Raw genomic sequence first — 19,541 nt, 5'->3', positions numbered from 1 at the left:
CCGACCGTCCGCTCCGGCAGGCGCCAGTATCGCACCACGCGGGAAGCTCGGCAAAACACGCCATCGGGTGCTGTCGCGGCGGATTGACGACGGGGAGACCGGACGTTTCATTGCCGGATGCATGACGGCGCCGGTGAACGGCGAATCGGGGCGGCGCCGCGAGTGCGGCGTGATGTGTCGGGCATTCGTCAGGTCGGCGCGGGCATGCGGGCGGCCATGCGCGCTACGCGAAAGGAAACGCGCCGGATCTCAGCCGGCCGCCGGCGATTCGTCGAGCGGCTCGACCGTGACGCCCACCTCGAGCACCTGATCGGCGCCGCCGCCGCGAATCACGCCGCGCAGCGGCGTGACGTCGGCGTAATCGCGGCCGACCGACAGCATCACGTAGTCGTTGCCGGGCGCGCGATCGTTGGTCGGATCGAGCTGCAGCCAGCCGCCGTCCTCGGGCCATGCCGGGTCGTACGCCTCGACCCAGGCATGCGAGGCGTCGGCACCGATCAGGCGCGGCTGGCCAGGCGGCGGCTGCGTCAGCAGATAGCCGCTGACGTAGCGCGCGGCGAGCCCGAGCGAGCGCATCGCGCCGATCATCACGTGCGCGAAGTCCTGGCAGACGCCGCGGCGCAGCGCGAGCGCGTCGAGCGCCGTGGTGTTGACGTCGGTGCTGTTCGGCGTATAGGCGAACTCGGCGTGGATGCGGCGCATCAGGTCCCAGGCGGCCTGCACGAGCGGCCGACCCGGCGTGAAGCTGCGCGCCGCGTAGGCGGCCAGGTCGGCGTGGCAGGCCACGTGGGTGGACGGAAACACGAATTCGCTCGCGGCGTCGTAGGCTTGGCCCGCGCGGAACGTCAGCGTCTCGCGCACGGTCTCCCAGGCGCTCGCGGTGCCCGGCGCCGGCCTCGCGATCGCGGGCGGCGGCTCGCCGCGCTTGCCGGCCGTCAGCGTCGGCGGGCTCACGCGCACCAGGCTGCGGCTGCGCACGAACAGTTCCTCGTGCGGCTGGTTCAGCGCGAACGAGGTGCGCTGGTTGCCGAACGCGTCGATCCCGGCGCCCATGTCCTCCGGACGCGGCTCGATCTCGATCGCGAACTCGAGCAGCTGCTGGCGCGGCAGGTCGAGCGGCCGGAGCCGTGCCTGATGCTGGGCCGACTCGACGCGCGCCGCGTAGCGGTAATGCGTGTCGTGCGTGACGCGCAGCGTGCGCGGCGCCACCGCCGAGGCGGCCGGCTGCGCGCTCGCGACGGCCGTGGCCGTGGCCGCGGCGGCCGTCGTGCCGGCAGCCGCCCCCGCTACCGGCGCCGCGGCCGTGCTCGAGGTCCCCGAAGCGCCCGAGGCCCGCGCCGCGCCACCGGCCGGCGCCGCGTCACGCGACGCGCCGGCCGCCGACACCGCCGTCGCCTCGGCCGTCACGGCCCGCGCCGGGCCGGCCGCCGCGGCATCCTCGGGCCGGCGCGCGCCGGCCTGCGCCGCGCCCGCCTCGCCACCCGGCCAATTTCCGCCGTCCAGCCCCTCGCGCTGCGCGTGCCGGACCGCGTCCGCGCCGTTCGCGTTCATCCCCATAACGACCTGCCTGCTTCCCGCACATGACTGAAGTAGCGTTCGCCGATCCGGTTCGACAGATCCCAGGCAGCCCGGCCGAGCGTCTGCAGATGCTCGAGCAGCACTGCGTGGCGGCCGTCCGCGTCGGTTTCGCACAGCGCGTGCAGCGACCAGTCGCCGGGCACCGGCAGCGTCTCCGACAGATCCGACAGCGCATAGCCCTCGCCATGCTCGACCTTGGTCAGTCGGCCCTGCATCTTCTGCACGACCCAGGCGAGCGAGCGCGGGTTGTCGCCGTCGAGCACCACCAGCGAGATCAGCGGCGCGACGTCGAAGCAGCGCTGGAACTGCGAGCGAAACGTGATGGTGCTGTCGAACAGCTCCAGCACCAGTTCGAAGCCGTCCTGCTTGGTCACCGCGCCGTCCTCGAACGCGAAGCGCAGCACGCCCGACAGGAAATCGATCCGGTCGATCTGGCGGCCGATCGACAGCAGGCGCCAGCCGTCGTCGCGCGTCATGTTGTCGGTCTGCGCGCCGGTGATCGCCGAGAGCAGCAGGTTCAGGCGGTCGAGCATCTGCAGCGCGGCGTTGCCGAGCTGCTCCTCGGGCTCGTCCTCGGCGCCGGCGCTTTCGTCGAACCATTGCGTCGCGTCGTCGATCAGCCGCCACTGGTCGCGCGAGAGCCGCTCGCGGATCGCGGCGGCGGCCCCGCGCATGCCGAACACGCAGGCGGCGATGCCCGAGCCGGGGTCGGCGCGCCGCGACAGCGCGCGCGCCAGCGTCTGCTGGAACTCGCGCGGCGAGGTGGCGGCCGAGCGCGTGCCGGACGGGATCAGGCCGTTCTCGCGGCACAGCGCGTCGAGCAGTTCGAGGTGCGCGGGGCTGTCGAGATCGTCCTCGCCGCGCAGCCGCTCGAACGCGGCGCGCGCGAGGCGCGTGAGGTTCGCCGCGCGCTCGGTGTAGCGGCCGAGCCAGAACAGGTTCTCGGCGGCGCGGCTCGAAATGGTGCGCGGCCGCGCGATCAGGTCGTCGGGGCCGAGATGGGTCTGCAGCAGCGTGGTCGGATCGATCGCGCCCTCGGTCATCACCCAGGTGTCGACGCTGCTGCCGCCGCGCGGCATCGGCGCGTTGAACAGCTCGTCGCGCGTGCCCACGCGCGACAGCCCGCCCGGCAGCACGCGCCACGAGCCCGCCCCGTCGGCCAGCGCGAACACGCGCAGCAGCAGCGGCTTCGGCACGATCCGCGCGCCGCCCTCGTAGGCATGCGCGCCGCTCGCGCTGGGCCAGGTCGGCGCCTGCGACGGCGGCAGGTCCGACTGGATCACGTAATGCGCCGGATGCGCGGCGATCCGCGCGCGCCAGTCGGCGAGCTGCTGCGAGGTGAGCCGCGCGCCGATCACCGGATCGAAGCGCCCGCCCGCCTGCGCGCCGGGCGGATAGGCCGGCTTGATGATGGCGCGCGAGAGCTGCGGCAGCGCGTCGGCGCAGGCGGCCGCCTCGCCGCACCACCAGGTCGGCAGCGCGGGCAGCGCGAGCGTCTCGCCGAGGATGCGCTCGGCGAGCTTCGGCATGAAGCCGAGCACGCCCGGCGATTCGAGGAACGCCGAACCCGGCGCGTTGGCGATCAGCACGTTGCCGGCGCGCACCGCCTGCAGCAGGCCCGGCACGCCGAGCATCGAATCGGGGCGCAGTTCGAGCGGATCGAGCCACTCGTCGTCGACGCGGCGCAGGATGCCGTGTACCGGCTCCAGCCCGCTCAGCGTCTTCAGGTAGACATGGTTGTCGCGCGCGGTCAGGTCGCCGCCCTCCACCAGCGTGAGGCCGAGATAGCGCGCCAGATAGGCATGCTCGAAGTAGGTCGGCGCGTGGCGGCCCGGCGTCAGCAGCACGATCCGCGAATTTTTCCCGGCCGGGCTCAGGTCCTGCATGCTGTGCAGCAGCGCGCGATAGCTGGCCGCGAGCCGCTGCACGCGCAGCCCGCGGAACGCGCGCGGGAACAGCCGCGAGACGATCAGCCGGTTCTCCAGCAGATAGCCGAGCCCGGTCGGCCCCTGCGTGTGCTGCGCGACGAGCCGCCATTGGCCGTCGGGCATCCGCATCAGGTCGAAGGCGGCCAGATGCAGCCAGGTGCCGCCCGGAATCGCCGCGCCGCGCATCGGCCGCAGATAGCCGGGGTGGCCCGTGACGAGCGCGGGCGGCAGCAGCCCTTCCTTCAGGATGGTCTGTTCGCCGTAGATGTCGGCGAGGATCGCGTTGGCGAGCCGCACGCGCTGCAGCACGCCGCGCTCGATGACGGCCCAGTCGGCCGGCGCGACGATCATCGGCAGCAGGTCGAGCGACCAGGGCCGCGCGGCGCCGCCGGCCGCGTGCTGGTCGTGCAGCTGGTAGGCCAGCCCGTTCTCGCGCATGCGCCGTTCGAGCGCCTCGGCGCGGCGGTCGAGGTCGGCGAAGCCGACGCTGCCGAGCTGCATGAAGAATTCGCGCCAGACGGGCGCGAGCGCGGCCGTCTGCAACGCGGCGGCGCCGCCGCGCAGCTCGTCGTAGCGGCCCGTCACCGCCGGGGCGGCGAGCGCCGCGCCGAGCTCGGCGGCGTCCTGTGTCGATCCCGTGTCGAACAGCGTATGCATGGCGTCGTCGGCGGCCAGGTCGTCGGTAATTTGGAGAAGCACGATGTCGTTTCGTCAGTCCAGGGCGGCACGCCGGCGCGACCGCGGCCCCCGAGGCCGCGACGCGCGCCGCCCGTCGAGCCCGCATCCTATCATTCCCGCCGTGACGTTCCCGACGCATCGCAGCATGCCGGCCTCCGCGCCCGCGCGCCTGCCCGCGCCGCCCCTCATTCGCGCCGCAAGTCGAGCGTGAACGGGAACTCGCGGCTCGGCGCGGCCGGCGCGACGTCCATGCGCCCGGGCGTGTGGCCGATCGAGACGAAGCGCGCGAGCCGCCGGCTTTCCGCCTCGTAGGCGTTGACCGGGAACGTCGCGTAGTTGCGCCCGCCCGGATGCGCGACGTGATAGCGGCAGCCGCCGAGCGAACGCCGCATCCAGGTGTCGACGATGTCGAACGTGAGCGGCGCGTGGACGCCGATCGTCGGATGCAGTGCCGAGGGCGGCGCCCAGGCCTTGTAGCGCACTCCGGCCACGTACTCGCCGGCCGCGCCGGTGGGCTGCAGCGGCAGCGCGCGGCCGTTCACGGTCACCACGTGGCGGTTGTCGTTGAGCCCGCTCACGCGCACCTCGAGCCGCTCCAGCGAGGAATCGACGTAGCGCACCGTGCCGCCCGTCGCGCCCTCCTCGCCCATCACGTGCCACGGCTCCAGCGCGCCGCGCAGGTTCAGCTCGATGCCGCGCACCGCCACCTGCCCGAACAGCGGGAAGCGGAACTCGAAATGCGGCGCGAACCAGGCCGCGTCGAAGCCGAAGCCGGCCTCGCGCATCTCGGTCATGACGTCGTCGAAATCCATCTTCACGAACGCGGGCAGCATGAAGCGGTCGTGCAGCGCGGTGCCCCAGCGCGTGAGCGGCGTGGTGTACGGCGCGTCCCAGAAGCGCGCCACCAGCGCGCGCAGCAGCAGCTGCTGCACGAGGCTCATGCGTGCGTGCGGCGGCATCTCGAACGCGCGCAGCTCCAGCAGCCCGAGCCGACCCGTGGACGAATCGGGCGAATAGAGCTTGTCGATGCAGAACTCGCTGCGGTGCGTGTTGCCGGTCACGTCCACCAGCAGGTTGCGCAGCACGCGGTCGACCAGCCAGGGCGGCATGTCCTGGCCGTACAGCAGCTTGTTGCGCGCGATCTCGCCGAACGCGATGTCGAGCTCGTAGAGCTGGTCGTTGCGCGCCTCGTCCACGCGCGGCGCCTGGCTGGTCGGCCCGATGAACAGGCCCGAGAACAGATACGAGAGCGACGGATGGTTGTGCCAGTAGCCGATCAGGCTCGCGAGCAGGTCCGGGCGGCGCAGGAACGGGCTGTCGGCCGGCGTCGCGCCGCCCAGCACGAAGTGATTGCCGCCGCCGGTGCCCACGTGGCGGCCGTCGATCATGAACTTCTCCGACGACAGCCGGGTACGCCAGGCCGCGTCGTAGAGGAATTCGGTCTGCTGCACCAGTTGCGGGAAATCGTGCGCGGGATGGATGTTCACCTCGATCACGCCGGGGTCGGGCGTGACCTGCAGCACCAAGAGGCGCGGATCGCGCGGCGGCGGGTAGCCTTCGAGCACCAGCTTCACCTCGAGCGCGCGCGCGGTCAGCTCGATCGCGCCGAGCAGGTCCAGATAATCCTCGAGCGCGGCCAGCGGCGGCATGAACAGGTAGAGCACGCCGTCGCGCACCTGCGCGCACATCGCGGTGCGCGTGATCCAGGACGCCGATTCGAAGCGCCCGGGCTCGCGCGAGCCGGCGGCGTCGCGCGCGGGCGCCGCGTCGAACGCACGCGGCGCGCCGTGGCCGACGGCGCCGCTGTCGAAGCCACCGTCGGGAGCGCCGAATGCGCGCCCCTGCCCGTCGAGCCGCGACTGCAGCGTGGTGCGCGGCGTGCCCGCCAGCCACGGATCGGGCTGCCCGGTCAGGTAGCGCGGCGCGTCGGCGGCGGCCAGATAGCGCGCACGCAGCGCCTCGGCGCCCGGCAGCGGCTCGCGCGGCGCGAACGGATCGCGATCGACCAGATACGGATAGTCGGTCCCGCTGACCCACGGCAGCGAGTCGAGCGGCAGCCGGTAGCCCATCGGCGAATCGCCGGGAATCAGGTACATGCGCTCGTCGCGGAAGAACCACGGGCCGGTCTCCCAGCGCGGGCCGGCCAACGACGGCGACGGCGGCAGCGCCTTGAGCGGCAGCACGTAGCCGATCACGGTGTCGAGCTTCTGGTCGAACACCTTGCGCAGGCGCGCGCGTTCGAGTTCGTCGTCGAGGCGCGAATCGAACGGATCGACGTTCACCGGCAGGCGGCGTTCGCGCCACAGGTAGTACCAGACGTCCTCGAAGCCGGGCCGGATGTGCTCGCCCGACAGCCCGAGCCGTTCGGCCAGCGCGCGGATGAAGCGCTCGGCGTCGGCGCTGGTATAGGCCGACGGCTCGCGCTCGTCGGCGAACAGCGCGGGATCGTGCCAGACCGGCTCGCCGTCCTTGCGCCAGCACACCGACAGCGCCCAGCGCGGCAGCTGCTCGCCCGGATACCACTTGCCCTGGCCGAAATGCAGGAAGCCGCCGGCGCCGTATTCGGCGCGCAGCTTCTGCACCAGCGAGGTGGCGTAGCCGCGCTTGGTCGGCCCGAGCGCGTCGGTGTTCCATTCGGCGCCGTCGCGGTCGTCGATCGACACGAAGGTCGGCTCGCCGCCCTGCGTGAGCCGCACGTCGCCGGCCGCGAGCCGCGCGTCCACCGCCGCGCCCAGCTCCAGCACGCCGGCCCACTGGTCGTCGGTATAGGGCTTGGTCACGCGCGGCGATTCGTAGATGCGCGTGACCCTCATGTCGTGTTCGAACTCCACCTCGCAGTCGTCGATCATCCCCTCGACGGGCGCGGCGCTGGTGGGCTGCGGCGTGCAGGCGAGCGGGATGTGCCCCTCGCCCGCCAGCAGGCCCGAGGTCGGGTCGAAGCCGATCCAGCCGGCGCCGGGCAGGTAGACCTCGCACCACGCGTGCAGGTCGGTGAAATCGACCTCGGTGCCGCTCGGGCCGTCGAGCGCCTTGACGTCGGGCGCGAGCTGGATCAGGTAGCCCGACACGAAGCGCGCGGCAAGGCCCAGATGCCGGCACAGCTGCACCAGCAGCCAGCCGCTGTCGCGGCACGAGCCCGAGGCATGGCGCAGCGTCTCGTCGGGCGTCTGCACGCCGGGCTCCATCCGCACCAGATAGCGGATGTCGTTCTGCAGCTGCTGGTTCAGCGCGACCAGGAAATCGATGGTGGCGACCGGCGTGCGATCGATGCCGGCGAGATAGTCGCGGAACACCGGCGAGGCGCCGGTGGCCGCGTCGCAGGCCAGATACGGCGCCAGTTCCTCGCGCAGCGCCGCGTCGTAGTCGAACGGGAACTGGCCGGCCGACTCTTCCAGGAAGAAGTCGAACGGGTTGTAGACCGACATCTCGGCGACCAGATCGATGGTGATCTCGAACTCGCGCGTGCGCTCGGGGAACACGAGCCGCGCCAGATAGTTCGCGAACGGATCCTGCTGCCAGTTCACGAAGTGCTGCGCCGGCTCGACCTTCATCGAGTACGACAGGATCGGCGTCCGGCAGTGCGGCGCCGGGCGCAGCCGCACGATCTGCGGCCCGAGGCCGACCAGCCGGTCATAGCGGTAGCGGGTGGTGTGGTGAAGCGCGACGTGGATGGACATGTCTGGATCGATCGGTTCGGTTCAGGTCGGCGATGCGGCGGATCGGGTTCGGGGCGGCTGCGTTCGAGGTCGTTGCGTTCGGGCGATTCGGTTCGGAGCGGTCAGGTTCGGCGTCGGGCGGCTAGGAGTCGGACGGTTCGAGGCGGTACGGTCGGGTTCGGGCGATGCGGTTCCGGGCAAGACGGTTCAGGCGGCGGCGCGGATCCGGGGCGCGGCGTTCGACATCCGGCGGCCTCGGCATGCCCTCGGCCCACGCAAGCGCGGCGCGCGCCGGCTCACGCGCCGTCCGCGCCACGTCCACCACCGCGCCGGCTCAGACGAGTTCGGGCGACTGGATCACGCTGATCTCGACGGCCACCGGCACCGCGCCGATTCCCGTCACGGGCCGCGCGTCGGTGTGGTCGAGCCCGGCGGCCACGCGCACGTAGCGCTCGTCGGGGCAGCGGTTCATGAACGGATCGAAGCCCACCCAGCCGAGCCCCTCGACATAGGCCTCGGCCCACGCGTGACCCGACGGCGGATAGGTCGTGACGCTGGTCTGCTGCTGGCGCGCCACCGCTTCGGGCGCGTCCGCGGCGGGATGGCGAATGCCGTCGGCGTCGAGCTGCATGCGCTGCGACTGCTGCGCGCCGCCCGACTGCTGCATGGTTTCGGCGATCCGCTGCAGCGGGCCGTCCGTCAGCAGATAGCCGGCCACGTAGCGCGCCGGAATCTTCAGCGCGCGCGCCACCGCGATGAACGCATGCGCGTGGTCGCGGCTGGTACCCTCGCCGGCTTCGAGCGCGCGCTCGGCGTCGGTGTCGGCATCGGCCAGCTCGGGCACGTAGCGGATCCGCGCGTGGACTTCCGACATCAGCCAGTGCAGCGCGTCGAGGCTGTGGTGTTCGAGCGGCAGCGCGGCGGCGATCTCGCGCACGCGCTCGCCGGCCTCCGTGAAGCCGGTGGTGCGCTCGAAGATCCACGGCACGGCGTAGTCGTCGGCGCCGCCGACGATGCCGGCGCGGTCCTGCGTCTCGACCACGCCGGCCGCGATCACGACCACCTCGGGCCGCTCGCCGCGATCATGGCGCACCAGGTCGATGCGGTTGCCGAGGCCGTCCGCGTAGCCGACGGTCGGCTCGACCCCGTCGATCGTCACCTGCCAGGCGCGCACCGTCTGGCCGGGGCCGCTCGGCGGCCGCAGGCGCAGGCGCTGCAGCGCGTGGGTGGCGTGATCGTCGAATCGAAAGCGTGAAATATGGCGGATCGCAAGTCGCATGGCAGCGCTCTCAGTCGAAGTTGTAGGCTTGGGCGATTTCGATGCCGAGGCTGTTGTTCCGGCCGATGAAGTCGGTCAGGAACTCGTGCAGCCCGCTCTTGAAGATCCGTTCGACCGAATTGTCGGACAGCATCTGCAGGATTTTCGCGGCGGTATCGTGACATTCGTGGGTCACGCCGTAATCTCTCCCGAGCCGGTTCAGGCTCGACATCACGCGCCCCGCGCAATAGCGCAGCGAGCGCGGCATGCGGCCGTTCAGGATCAGATAGTCGGCGATGTTGATCGGCTTGTACTGCACGTCGTAGACCCAGCGGTACGAGCGGTGCGCCGCCACCGAGCGCAGGATCGACTCCCACTGGTAGTTGTCGATCATGGTGCCGACGTGCGAGACCGACGGCAGCAGCAGGTGGTACTTCACGTCGAGGATCCGCGCGGTGTTGTCGGCGCGCTCGATGAACGCGCCGATCTCGGCGAAATCGAAGATCTCGTTGCGCAGCATGGTGCTGTAGAAGCTGCCGAGCATCAGCGCGGTCTCGCGCTTGATGTGGTCGAGGATCGCCGGCAGCTGGCTCGACGTGAACGGTCGCGCCAGCAGGCGCTTGACCGACTGCCACGCGTCGTTGACGGTCTCCCACAGCTCGCGCGTGAGCGCGATGCGCACCATGCGCGCGTTCATCCGCGCGTATTCGATGCACGACAGCACGCTCGACGGGTTGTCGCGATCGCGCAGCAGGTAGTCGGCGACGTTGTCGACCGTGTATTCGTCGTATTTCTGCCGGAAGCCGTCGTCGGCGCCCGAGCTGACCAGCACCGACGACCATTCCGCCGGCGCGTCGGCGGTGCGCGTCAGCGCCATGCGCAGGCCCGCGTCGACGATCCGCGCGGTGTTCTCCGCGCGCTCGATGTAGCGGTACATCCAGTAGAGACCGCTTGCAGTGCGTCCAAGAAGCATTTCCCGTTGACTCCGATCGTTGTTTCTTTCGCGCGCGGCGCCCGCCAGGTGAGCTGCGCCGCGCGAGCCGGGCGGCTCAGTCGGCCAGCACCCAGGTGTCCTTGGTGCCGCCGCCCTGGCTCGAATTGACGACGAGCGAGCCTTCCTTGAGCGCCACGCGCGTGAGCCCGCCCGGCGTGATGCGGATCCGGTCCGAGACCAGCACGAACGGGCGCAGGTCGACGTGGCGCGGCGCGAGCCCCTTCTCGGTCAGGATCGGCGTGGTGGACAGCGCGAGCGTGGGCTGCGCGATGTAGTTGGCGGGCCGCGCGCGCAGCTTGGCCGAAAAGGTCTCGCGCTCCTCGCGCGTCGAGGCCGGGCCGACCAGCATGCCGTAGCCGCCCGAGCCGTGGACCTCCTTCACCACCAGCTCCTCCAGGTGCTCGAGCACGTACTTGAGGCTGTCGGCCTCGCCGCAGCGCCAGGTCGGCACGTTCTCGAGCAGCGCCTTGCGGCCGGTGTAGAACTCGACGATCTCGGGCATGTAGGAATAGATCGCCTTGTCGTCGGCGATGCCGGTGCCGGGCGCGTTGGCGATCGTGATGTTGCCGGCGCGGTAGACGTCCATGATGCCGGCCACGCCGAGCACCGAATCGGGGCGGAACGTGAGCGGATCGAGAAACGCGTCGTCGAGGCGCCGGTACAGCACGTCGATCGGCCGGAAGCCCTCGGTGGTGCGCATCGCCACGCGCCCGTCGATCACCTGCAGGTCGCTGCCCTCCACCAGATGCACGCCCATCTGGTCGGCCAGGAACGCGTGTTCGTAGTAGGCCGAGTTGTGGATGCCGGGCGTGAGCACGGCCACCGTCGGATTGTCGGCGTTGCCGCCGGGCGGGCAGACCGCCGCCAGCGACTGGCGCAGCAGCTGCGGATAGGTCTCGACGGGCCGCACCTTGACGCGCTGGAACAACTCGGGAAACAGCTGCATCATGGTTTCGCGGTTTTCCAGCATGTACGACACGCCCGACGGCGTGCGCGCGTTGTCCTCCAGCACGTAGAACTGGTTCTCGGCGGTGCGCACGATGTCGACGCCGATGATGTGCGTGTAGACGTTGCCGGGCGGCCGGAAGCCGATCATCTCGGGCAGGAACGCCTCGTTGTGCGCGATCAGGTGCTTCGGCACGATGCCGGCGCGGACGATTTCCTGGCGGTGGTAGATGTCGTCGAGGAACGCATTGAGCGCCATCACGCGCTGCTCGATGCCCTGGGACAGGCGGGTCCATTCCTGACCGGAAATGATGCGCGGCACGATGTCGAACGGGATCAGCCGCTCGGCGGCCTCCGCGTCGCCGTAGACGGCGAACGTGATGCCGGTGCGCCGGAATACGCCTTCGGCATCATGGGCCTTCTGCGCCAGGCTCGCAGGGTCCTGCGTATCGAGCCATTGCTTGAGGCGCTCGTAAGGTGCGCGTACCGAGTCGCCGGATTGCAGCATTTCATCGAATGGCTTCATTCAGGATCTCTCCATCTCTCTTCTTCTGTTCGGCATCCACGATGCCGGACCGGCGTGATGCAGTATCCAGCAAGGTCCGTGCCTTGCGCCAGCCTGAGACTTTCACCGATATGGCACCGTTTGACGGCATCACGCACCGCGGCGGTGCGGGCCGCCGCGCCGCGCGCGCCGGCATGCGCCGCGACGAGGCAGGCGGCCCGGCAACGCGAGTCGGGCCAGCGGAACGAGGGGCCTCGACGACAGACCCGGCGACCGTGGCGAGCATGCCGGCCTGCGTCGATCATGCGCCAGTTGGCGCCGCTTGCCCATCGGCGCGCGACGGCGGTGAGCGCGGCGCGAAGCGGGACCGGGAAGCGGCGGGACTCGCACGCAGGGCTGGCCGAACGGCCACTTCGGACAGCAGACGTGGCACCGCCACCGCATCGGCCGAACCGTTTTCTCAAATCAATAAATGAGAATCATTTGCATTAAAGAAGAAACTGGCCGATCATTCGTCCATCGCCCGAACCGACGAACCGCACCGATTCCCATGACGACCGCCACGCTCTCCCGCCTCGGCGCCCCCGACGCCGCCACCGATCCCGCCGCCGCCCTGGCCGGCCTGCTGTCCCGCCAATCCTGCTGGCCGCTCGCCGAGCCCGGCCCGAACGACCGCGAACTCGACGCGATCTTCGCGGCCGCGATGCGCGCGCCCGATCACGGCAACCTGAAGCCGTGGCGCTTCGTGCTGATTCGCGGCGAAGCGCGCCGCGCGCTCGGTGACGTGCTGGTGGGCCTCGCCGACGCGCGCGAGCCCGACGCGCCGCCGGGATCGAACGCGCACCGCGCCGGCAAGGCGCTGGCCGCCCCCGTGCTGATCGCGATCGGCGCGGCCCTCGTCCCGCATCGCAAGGTGCCCGAGACCGAGCAGCTGCTGGCGGCCGGCGCCGCCGCGATGAACCTGCTGAACGCCGTCCACCTGCTTGGCTACGGCGGCTTCTGGTCGACCGGCGTCGATTCGCGCGAGCCCGCGCTGCACGACGCGCTCGGCTTTGCGCCGAACGAGCGGCTGCTCGGCTTTCTCTACGTCGGCACGCCGGCCGCCGACATGCCGGCCACGCCGCGCCCGGCCGCCAGCGCCTACGTGCGCGAATGGCGCTCCGCCCAGCACTGATCCACGGCTCATCGACCGTCAAGCCGCCGCCGCGCCGCCGCGCGGGCGCGGCCTGCGTCTTCCCGCGGAGCGGCGCGCGCGCCCGCCCCGCCCCAACCGAATCACCGAATACCTGGAGGTGCCATGAGTGACACGCGACTCGCCACACGCCGCGCTTCGTTGATCGACGACCCGCTCGCGGGCGATCCCGATACCGCCGAACGCGTCATCCTCACCGCCGTGCGGACCTGGCTGCATCCCGCCTGCGCCAGCAACGCGAACCCGCGGCTGCCGCATACGTGGCGCGACGTGCTGGCCGAGGCCGGCGTCCATCCCGACGGCCTCGACCACTTCGACATGATGATGTGCGTGCTCGCCAGTTCGGCGGCGCGTCCGCTCGACATGCGCTGCCGCTGCGCGCGCGAACTCGCCTACGACGAAGCCTCGCTGCTGCAGGCCATCGCGCATCTGCAGTCGACGCGCGGCGAGGCCGCGATGCGCGTGCTGAACGACTGGCTGCCCGCGTTCTCGGTCAGCGGCGTGCTGAAGCTCACGCGCTGGTTCTCGATCTCGCTGCTCGACGCCGGACTCGAGATCCGCGCGCGCGAACGCAGCGTCACCTACATCCACTGAGTTGAGCCGCGGGCGAGGCCGGCATGGCACCGCCCCCACCCGTCACGGCCCATCACGGCCGCCACGGCCGATTCCGACGGCGCATCGCGCGCCCGCTCACCGCCTGATCGCGACCGATCCGCAGCGAGCGGCGCCGCGCCGCGTCAGTCCTGCGCATCGTCCGTGCCGTGGCACTTCTTGAACTTCTTGCCGCTGCCGCACGGGCAGGGATCGTTGCGGCCGACCTTCGGCGCGTCGCGCTGGATCGTCTGCGCCAGCAGCCGCTCCTGCGTCGAGCCGCGATGCGGCAGCCAGAATGCGTAGATTCGCGCGACCGCGGGCGGCACCTGCTCCGACAGCGTCTCGCGCTCGGCCGGCTGGCTGACCAGCTCGCGCTCCTCGTCGTCGAGATCGTCGCTGCCGAGCAGGCGCAGCGGCCGCAGCCATTCCTCGGCATCGGGATGGTCGAGCAGCGGCTGCCAGTCGTCCCAGCACAGCCCCATGCCCTGGAAGAAACCGTTCGCCCACGCTTCCGCGTCGATGTACTCGCGCGGATCGTCCTCGTCGTCCACCTCGTTGACGCTGAACAGCGGCGCGATCGACGCGGGATCGGCCTCGAAGGTCTGCAGGATCGCGTTGTAGTGGCGCATCATCAGGCCGAACACGTACTCGGCCTGTTCGTAGGATTCGAAATCGGGCGCGTCGTCCTCGGTCGGCCCCCAGACGTCGGCGAGCCATTCGGTCGGCTGGATGGTGGTCGGGCCGATCGCGATCGCGGTCAGGTAACCGTCGAGCATCTCGATCGTCATGGTGTTTTCCGACATGATGTCGGACATCAGGAACCGGTCGAGCTCGTCGAGCGTTTTGTCGTCAGTGTGGGTCATCGCGCTTGGGGGACGCTCCGCGCGCGCGAACCGGTCGCGGCGGCGCGGAGGAAATGGAAAACCGGCATTCTACCGCCGCTCGCGCGCGCCGCCGTGCGCCTCGGCGCCGTGCCACGCGCGCGGCCGGTTCACGAACGTCACGATCACGTAGCTCATGATCGTCAGCATGAACCACGAGCCGAGCTTGCCCGGCGACACCAGGGTCCAGCCGTCGCCTGGCCGCCGCCCGCGCCTTGCTCCTGGCCCCGCTCCGGGGCGCCGTTTCGTTATCGTTGTCGCCACCGATTCCCGCATCGCCGTCGCGCCCCGCTCCACTCGAATCCGCCCGAATCCGCACCGAAATTGCGCGGCAGTATGGCGGCATCGGCCAGATCGAAATGCGCTTCGTCACGCCTACGTCAAATCGATCCGCTAATGATTCGCCAGGTGCCATTTCGTTTTCCCACGGGGCTGGACGGCCACGCACGAATCGGCGAAAATCCGGATATTCGCGTCATTTAGACGCGTCGTCGCATCTCGCGCCGAGCGCCTCGGCGCAGCCCGCCCCGCGACCTCCGGCGAGGCATCCGAAGCTTACGCGGCAAGGCTCTCCGCCTGCCCACCGTCGCTCCGCTTGCGCCGGCGCCCGGTCTCCCGACCCGGCCCGAGCTTCGGGCTATCTAAAATTCGGGGTAGATAGAAAATCTCGATCCCCGTGATTGAAACAAGCAATTTCACATTCCCTCCCCCAATCGTCATACTGGCTGCTCCTGATCACCCATTGACCAAAGGAAGACCCAAATGCCGATCATCAACAGCCAGATCAAACCGTTCAAGGCAACCGCATATCACAACGGCGAATTCGTTCCCGTCAGCGAAGAGTCGCTGAAGGGCAAGTGGTCGGTCGTCGTGTTCTATCCGGCCGACTTCACGTTCGTGTGCCCGACGGAGCTGGGCGACCTGGCGGATCGCTACGAAGAATTCCAGAAGCTGGGCGTGGAAATCTACGGCGTGTCGACCGACACCCACTTCACGCACAAGGCATGGCACGACACGTCGGACACGATCGCGAAGATCAAGTACCCGCTGGTCGGCGACCCGACGGCCACGCTGGCACGCGCATTCGACGTGCTGATCGAGGAAGAAGGCCTGGCGCTGCGCGGCACGTTCGTGATCAACCCGGAAGGCGAGATCAAGATCGCTGAAATCCACGACAACGGCATCGGCCGCGACGCAGGCGAACTGCTGCGCAAGGTGCAGGCTGCTCAATACGTCGCGTCGCACCCGGGTGAAGTCTGCCCCGCCAAGTGGACGCCGGGCGCCGAAACGCTGACGCCGTCGCTCGACCTGGTCGGCAAGATCTAAGCTTCGTTCGCATCAGACGGTACCGGGGCGCCGCAAGGCGCTCCACCGTGCGGCCCTCGCGCCGCACGCCTCCTCGCCCTCCGGCGAGGTGCCAAAAACATTACGGAATCCGAATCATCATGCTCGACGCCAATCTCAAGAACCAGTTGAAGTCGTACCTCGACAAGATCACCCGCCCGATCGAACTCGTCGCTTCGCTCGACGACGGCGCCAAGTCGAAGGAGCTGATCGAGCTGCTGAACGAGATCGGCTCGCTGTCGCCGCGCGTCACCGTCGTGGAACGCCGCGACGATGCCGAACGCAAGCCGTCGTTCTCGATCGGCGAGCCCGGCAAGCCCACCGGCATCCGCTTCGCGGGTATCCCGATGGGGCATGAATTCACCTCGCTCGTGCTCGCGCTGCTGCAGGTGGGCGGCCATCCGCTCAAGCTCGACGACGCGACGATCGAACAGATCCGCAACCTCGAAGGCGATTTCTCCTTCGAAACGTATTTCTCGCTGACCTGCCAGAACTGCCCGGAAGTCGTGCAGGCGCTGAACGTGATGGCGCTCTTGAACCCGCGCATCCGCCACGTGGCGATCGACGGCGCGCTGTTCCAGAACGAGGTGGACGAACGCCAGATCATGGCCGTGCCGACCATGTTCGTGAACGGCGAGCATTTCGGCCAGGGCCGCAGCAGCGTCAAGGAAATCCTCGCGAAGCTCGACACCGGCGCCAGCGCCCGGGCCGCGAAGGAACTGGACAAGAAGGACGTGTTCGACGTGCTGATCGTCGGCGGCGGCCCGGCGGGCGCGGCGGCCGCGATCTACGCGGCGCGCAAGGGCATCCGCACCGGCGTGGTGGCCGAGCGCTTCGGCGGCCAAGTGCTCGACACGATGGCGATCGAGAACTTCGTCTCCGTGCAGGAAACCGAAGGGCCGAAGTTCGCGGTCGCGCTCGAACAGCACGTCAAGCAGTATGAAGTCGACATCATGGACGTGCAGCGCGCCACCGCGCTGGTGCCGGGCGCGATCAACGAGATCCGCCTCGAAAGCGGCGCGACGCTGAAGGCGAAGTCGGTGATCCTCTCGACGGGTGCCCGCTGGCGCGAACTGAACGTGCCGGGCGAACGCGAATACCGCAACAAGGGCGTGGCCTACTGCCCGCACTGCGACGGCCCGCTGTTCAAGGGCAAGCGCGTAGCCGTGGTGGGCGGCGGCAACTCCGGCGTGGAAGCCGCGATCGACCTGGCCGGCATCGTCCGTGAAGTGACGCTGATCGAATTCGGCGACGCGCTGCGCGCAGACGAAGTGCTGCAACGCAAGCTGCGCAGCCTCAAGAACGTGACCATCATCACCAGCGCGCAGACCAAGGAACTGCTCGGCGACGGCCAGAAGCTGAACGGCCTCGTCTACCTGGAGCGCACGACCGGCGAAACGAAGCGCATCGAACTGGAAGGCGTGTTCGTCCAGATCGGCCTGGTGCCGAACACGGAATGGCTGAAGGGCACGATCGAGCTGTCGAAGCACGGCGAAATCGTGGTCGATGCGCGCGGCGCCACCTCGCTGCCGGGCGTGTTCGCCGCCGGCGACGTGACCACGGTGCCGTACAAGCAGATCGTGATCGCGGTCGGCGAAGGCGCGAAGGCCTCGCTGTCGGCCTTCGATTACCTGATCCGCCAGGACGTCGAGGCGCCCGTCGCCGCGAAGGCCGGCGAAGCCGTCGCCGCCTGACGCGCGGCCCCGGCAGGCAAGCATTGCAGTCGTAACGTTCTACCCTTGACCCTCGCCCGCCATGCCCCCATGGCAGCGAGGGTGCTTTTTCCCCAACCCGCATCAGGCGGGCGCAGGCGTTGATGGCCGCGTGAATCGCGCGGCCGCTCAGGCGCCCGACACGACAAGGCCCCGTCGGCAGCGAACGGGGCCTTGTCGTTTTCAGGCTCGGGGCGCCCGCGCCCCTGCCCGGCCGTTCAACGATCGATGCGCTGCTGGAACTGCGCCGGATAGCGCTCGCCCACCACCTCGATCTCGCGCAGCATCGCGCCGATCCGGTCGAGATCGGCGGCGTCGAGCGTCACCCCGGCCGCGCCGACGTTCTCGTCGAGCCGATGCGATTTCGTCGTGCCCGGAATCGGCACGATCGACGCACGCTGCGCGAGCAGCCAGGCGAGCGCGATCTGCGCGCGCGTGGCGCCCTTCCGATCGGCGATCGCGCCGAGCGCCGCGACGAGCCCCGCGTTCGCGGCACGGTTCGCCTCCGAAAAACGCGGCACGACGTTGCGGAAATCGCTGGCGTCGAACCTTGTGGTGGTATCGATCGCGCCGGTCAGGAAGCCCTTGCCGAGCGGCGAGAACGGCACGAAGCCGATGCCGAGTTCGTCGAGCACGGGCAGCACGGCCTGCTCGGGCTCGCGCCACCACAGCGAGTATTCGCTCTGCAGCGCCGCCACCGGCAGCACCGCGTGCGCGCGCCGGATGGTCTGCGCGCCGGCCTCGGACAGGCCGAAGTGCGCGACCTTGCCCTCTCGCACCAGTTCCTTCACGGTGCCGGCCACGTCCTCGATCGGCACGGCAGGATCGACGCGATGCTGGTAGAACAGATCGATGCGCTCGACGCCGAGCCGCGCGAGCGACGCCTCGCAGACGGCGCGGATCGTCTCGGGCCGGCTGTCGACGCCCTGCCGTGGATCGCCGTCGATGAAGCCGAACTTGGTGGCGATCACCACCTGCTCGCGAAACGGCGCGAGCGCCTCGCCGACCAGCCGCTCGTTCTCGCCCTGCGCATAGGCCTCGGCGGTGTCGAAGAAGGTGACGCCGCGCTCGAACGCGCTGCGGATCAGCGCGATGCCGTGGGCCTTGTCGACGGCCGGGCCGTAGCCGAAGCTCAGGCCCATGCAGCCGAACCCGATCGCCGAAACCTCGAGCCCGCCGTTGCCCAGTGTGCGTGTCTGCATGCTTCATCCTCCTGTTCCAATGCCGGCCGGCGCGGCGCGGAACGCCCGGCCGGCCGCCGTCGCGACGGCCCGATGCCGTCGTCGTGCGAGACAGGAAGCAGTCTAGGGTGCTACGCTACGCGCAACAATACGAATGATTTTGCACGCGTTACTGAGGAATTTTCATCTATGTTGCGAGCCGGGCTCTCCGAACTGACGGCGTTCGTCGCGATCGCCGACCAGCGCAGCTTCCGCGCGGCGGCACGCTCGCTGGCCGTCTCGCCGTCGGCGCTGAGCCACGCGATGCGCAGCCTGGAGGCGCGGCTCGGCGTGCGCCTGTTCAACCGCACCACACGCTCGGTCGCGCTGACCGAGGCCGGCGAGCACCTGCTGCGCCGTGTCGGCCCGGCGCTGAGCGACCTCGAGAACGCCGTGGACGAAGTCTCGACCGCGCAGAACCGGCCCACCGGCTCGGTCCGGATCAACGCGTCGGAAACCTCCACGCGCCTCCTGATCCGCCACGTACTGCCCGATTTCCTGCTGCGCTATCCGGAGATCCACGTCGAGTTCGTCACCGACACGCGGCTCATCGACATCGTCGCGGAAGGCTTCGATGCCGGCATCCGCGTGCTCGACGACGTCCCGCGCGACATGATCGCGGTGCGCTTCGGGCCGGACATGCGCTTCATCGCCGTGGCCTCGCCCGCCTATCTGGCGCGCCATCCGAAGCCGGAACGGCCCGCCGACCTGATGCAGCTCCGCTGCATCCGCTACCGGTTCGAGAGCGGCGCGATGTTCCGCTGGGATTTCCAGCTCGACGGCAAGACCAGCAGCCTCGACGTACACGGCCCGATGACGCTCGGCAACCTGAATTCGATGATCGAGGCCGCGCTGGCCGGCATCGGCGTGGCCTGGGTGCCCGAGAGCCAGATCGAGGAGCATCTGGCGAGCGGGCGGCTGATCGCGCTGCTCGACGCCTGGAGCGTGCCGATGCCGGGGCTCGCGCTCTATTACCCGGCCAACCGCCATCCGCCCGCGCCGCTGCGCCTGTTCACGCAGGCGGTACGGGACTGGGTGGCCGGCGGCCCGCTTTGA

General features: G+C 69.9%; 14 protein-coding genes. 5 read left to right on the top strand and 9 right to left on the bottom strand.

The genetic code is table 11. The features are described 5' to 3' along the window. Positions 1 to 249: 249 nt before the first annotated feature. The 6 genes from BpN12_RS05780 to BpN12_RS05755 all read right to left on the bottom strand — a co-directional run bounded on the left by BpN12_RS05780 (position 250) and on the right by BpN12_RS05755 (position 11,563). On the bottom strand, positions 250 to 1,209 hold the full coding sequence (locus tag BpN12_RS05780; protein WP_246794636.1) for a transglutaminase family protein: 960 nt from the start codon (positions 1,207 to 1,209) through the stop codon (positions 250 to 252). A 338-nt stretch (positions 1,210 to 1,547) separates the two neighbouring features. Beyond that, a complete protein-coding gene (locus BpN12_RS05775; protein WP_246794635.1) occupies positions 1,548 to 4,163 on the bottom strand; it encodes a circularly permuted type 2 ATP-grasp protein in 2,616 nt (871 codons plus the stop codon). 206 nt (positions 4,164 to 4,369) lie between these two features. Then, entirely contained in the window at positions 4,370 to 7,861 is a 3,492-nt protein-coding gene (locus BpN12_RS05770; RefSeq protein ID WP_246794327.1) for a transglutaminase family protein, read from the bottom strand. A 313-nt stretch (positions 7,862 to 8,174) separates the two neighbouring features. Continuing rightward, a complete protein-coding gene (locus BpN12_RS05765; RefSeq protein WP_246794326.1) occupies positions 8,175 to 9,119 on the bottom strand; it encodes a transglutaminase family protein in 945 nt (314 codons plus the stop codon). Between the two features lie 10 nt (positions 9,120 to 9,129). After that, positions 9,130 to 10,071: an alpha-E domain-containing protein gene (locus BpN12_RS05760; protein ID WP_042627735.1), complete on the bottom strand. Its 942-nt coding sequence runs from the start codon at positions 10,069 to 10,071 to the stop codon at positions 9,130 to 9,132. A 76-nt stretch (positions 10,072 to 10,147) separates the two neighbouring features. After that, a complete protein-coding gene (locus BpN12_RS05755) occupies positions 10,148 to 11,563 on the bottom strand; it encodes a circularly permuted type 2 ATP-grasp protein (RefSeq protein WP_042627734.1) in 1,416 nt (471 codons plus the stop codon). Positions 11,564 to 12,092: 529 nt separating this feature from the next. Here BpN12_RS05755 and BpN12_RS05750 point away from each other — a divergent pair. Continuing rightward, complete coding sequence (locus BpN12_RS05750; protein WP_246794325.1) at positions 12,093 to 12,716, top strand: nitroreductase family protein; 624 nt, start codon at positions 12,093 to 12,095, stop codon at positions 12,714 to 12,716. Between the two features lie 123 nt (positions 12,717 to 12,839). Then, a complete protein-coding gene (locus BpN12_RS05745; protein ID WP_246794324.1) occupies positions 12,840 to 13,328 on the top strand; it encodes a hypothetical protein in 489 nt (162 codons plus the stop codon). Positions 13,329 to 13,471: 143 nt separating this feature from the next. Here BpN12_RS05745 and BpN12_RS05740 read toward each other — a convergent pair whose 3' ends face one another. Together BpN12_RS05740 and BpN12_RS33290 are read right to left on the bottom strand one after the other, a co-directional pair. Further along, a complete protein-coding gene (locus BpN12_RS05740) occupies positions 13,472 to 14,191 on the bottom strand; it encodes a YecA/YgfB family protein (RefSeq protein WP_246794323.1) in 720 nt (239 codons plus the stop codon). A gap of 69 nt (positions 14,192 to 14,260) precedes the next feature. Beyond that, a complete protein-coding gene (locus BpN12_RS33290) occupies positions 14,261 to 14,389 on the bottom strand; it encodes a hypothetical protein (protein ID WP_280529129.1) in 129 nt (42 codons plus the stop codon). A gap of 582 nt (positions 14,390 to 14,971) precedes the next feature. On the opposite strand from BpN12_RS33290, the gene ahpC reads away from it, so the two are divergent. Next, a complete protein-coding gene (ahpC, locus tag BpN12_RS05735; protein ID WP_042627730.1) occupies positions 14,972 to 15,535 on the top strand; it encodes an alkyl hydroperoxide reductase subunit C in 564 nt (187 codons plus the stop codon). Between the two features lie 119 nt (positions 15,536 to 15,654). After that, complete coding sequence (ahpF, locus tag BpN12_RS05730; protein WP_246794322.1) at positions 15,655 to 17,247, top strand: alkyl hydroperoxide reductase subunit F; 1,593 nt, start codon at positions 15,655 to 15,657, stop codon at positions 17,245 to 17,247. Positions 17,248 to 17,483: 236 nt separating this feature from the next. Here ahpF and BpN12_RS05725 read toward each other — a convergent pair whose 3' ends face one another. Then, positions 17,484 to 18,467, bottom strand: coding sequence for an aldo/keto reductase (locus BpN12_RS05725; protein WP_246794321.1), 984 nt, complete (start codon positions 18,465 to 18,467; stop codon positions 17,484 to 17,486). Positions 18,468 to 18,635: 168 nt separating this feature from the next. Between BpN12_RS05725 and BpN12_RS05720 the strand changes: the two genes are divergently transcribed. Next, positions 18,636 to 19,541, top strand: coding sequence for a LysR family transcriptional regulator (locus BpN12_RS05720; RefSeq protein WP_246794320.1), 906 nt, complete (start codon positions 18,636 to 18,638; stop codon positions 19,539 to 19,541).

Origin of the sequence: Burkholderia perseverans (assembly GCF_022870505.1) — a bacterium.
Lineage (GTDB): Bacteria > Pseudomonadota > Gammaproteobacteria > Burkholderiales > Burkholderiaceae > Burkholderia > Burkholderia plantarii.
The sequence above is the reverse complement of the archived record's forward strand: the minus strand, read 5'-3'. Positions and strand labels throughout refer to the sequence as shown.

Bases quoted from the DNA above. Each gene is read 5' to 3' on its own strand.
- BpN12_RS05775 (WP_246794635.1), bottom strand. From the start codon at position 4,163: ATGCATACGCTGTTCGACACGGGATCGACACAGGACGCCGCCGAGCTC.
- BpN12_RS05770 (WP_246794327.1), bottom strand. From the start codon at position 7,861: ATGTCCATCCACGTCGCGCTTCACCACACCACCCGCTACCGCTATGAC.
- BpN12_RS05765 (WP_246794326.1), bottom strand. From the start codon at position 9,119: ATGCGACTTGCGATCCGCCATATTTCACGCTTTCGATTCGACGATCAC.
- BpN12_RS05760 (WP_042627735.1), bottom strand. From the start codon at position 10,071: ATGCTTCTTGGACGCACTGCAAGCGGTCTCTACTGGATGTACCGCTAC.
- BpN12_RS05755 (WP_042627734.1), bottom strand. From the start codon at position 11,563: ATGAAGCCATTCGATGAAATGCTGCAATCCGGCGACTCGGTACGCGCA.
- BpN12_RS05750 (WP_246794325.1), top strand. From the start codon at position 12,093: ATGACGACCGCCACGCTCTCCCGCCTCGGCGCCCCCGACGCCGCCACC.
- BpN12_RS05745 (WP_246794324.1), top strand. From the start codon at position 12,840: ATGAGTGACACGCGACTCGCCACACGCCGCGCTTCGTTGATCGACGAC.
- BpN12_RS05740 (WP_246794323.1), bottom strand. From the start codon at position 14,191: ATGACCCACACTGACGACAAAACGCTCGACGAGCTCGACCGGTTCCTG.
- ahpC (WP_042627730.1), top strand. From the start codon at position 14,972: ATGCCGATCATCAACAGCCAGATCAAACCGTTCAAGGCAACCGCATAT.
- ahpF (WP_246794322.1), top strand. From the start codon at position 15,655: ATGCTCGACGCCAATCTCAAGAACCAGTTGAAGTCGTACCTCGACAAG.
- BpN12_RS05725 (WP_246794321.1), bottom strand. From the start codon at position 18,467: ATGCAGACACGCACACTGGGCAACGGCGGGCTCGAGGTTTCGGCGATC.
- BpN12_RS05720 (WP_246794320.1), top strand. From the start codon at position 18,636: ATGTTGCGAGCCGGGCTCTCCGAACTGACGGCGTTCGTCGCGATCGCC.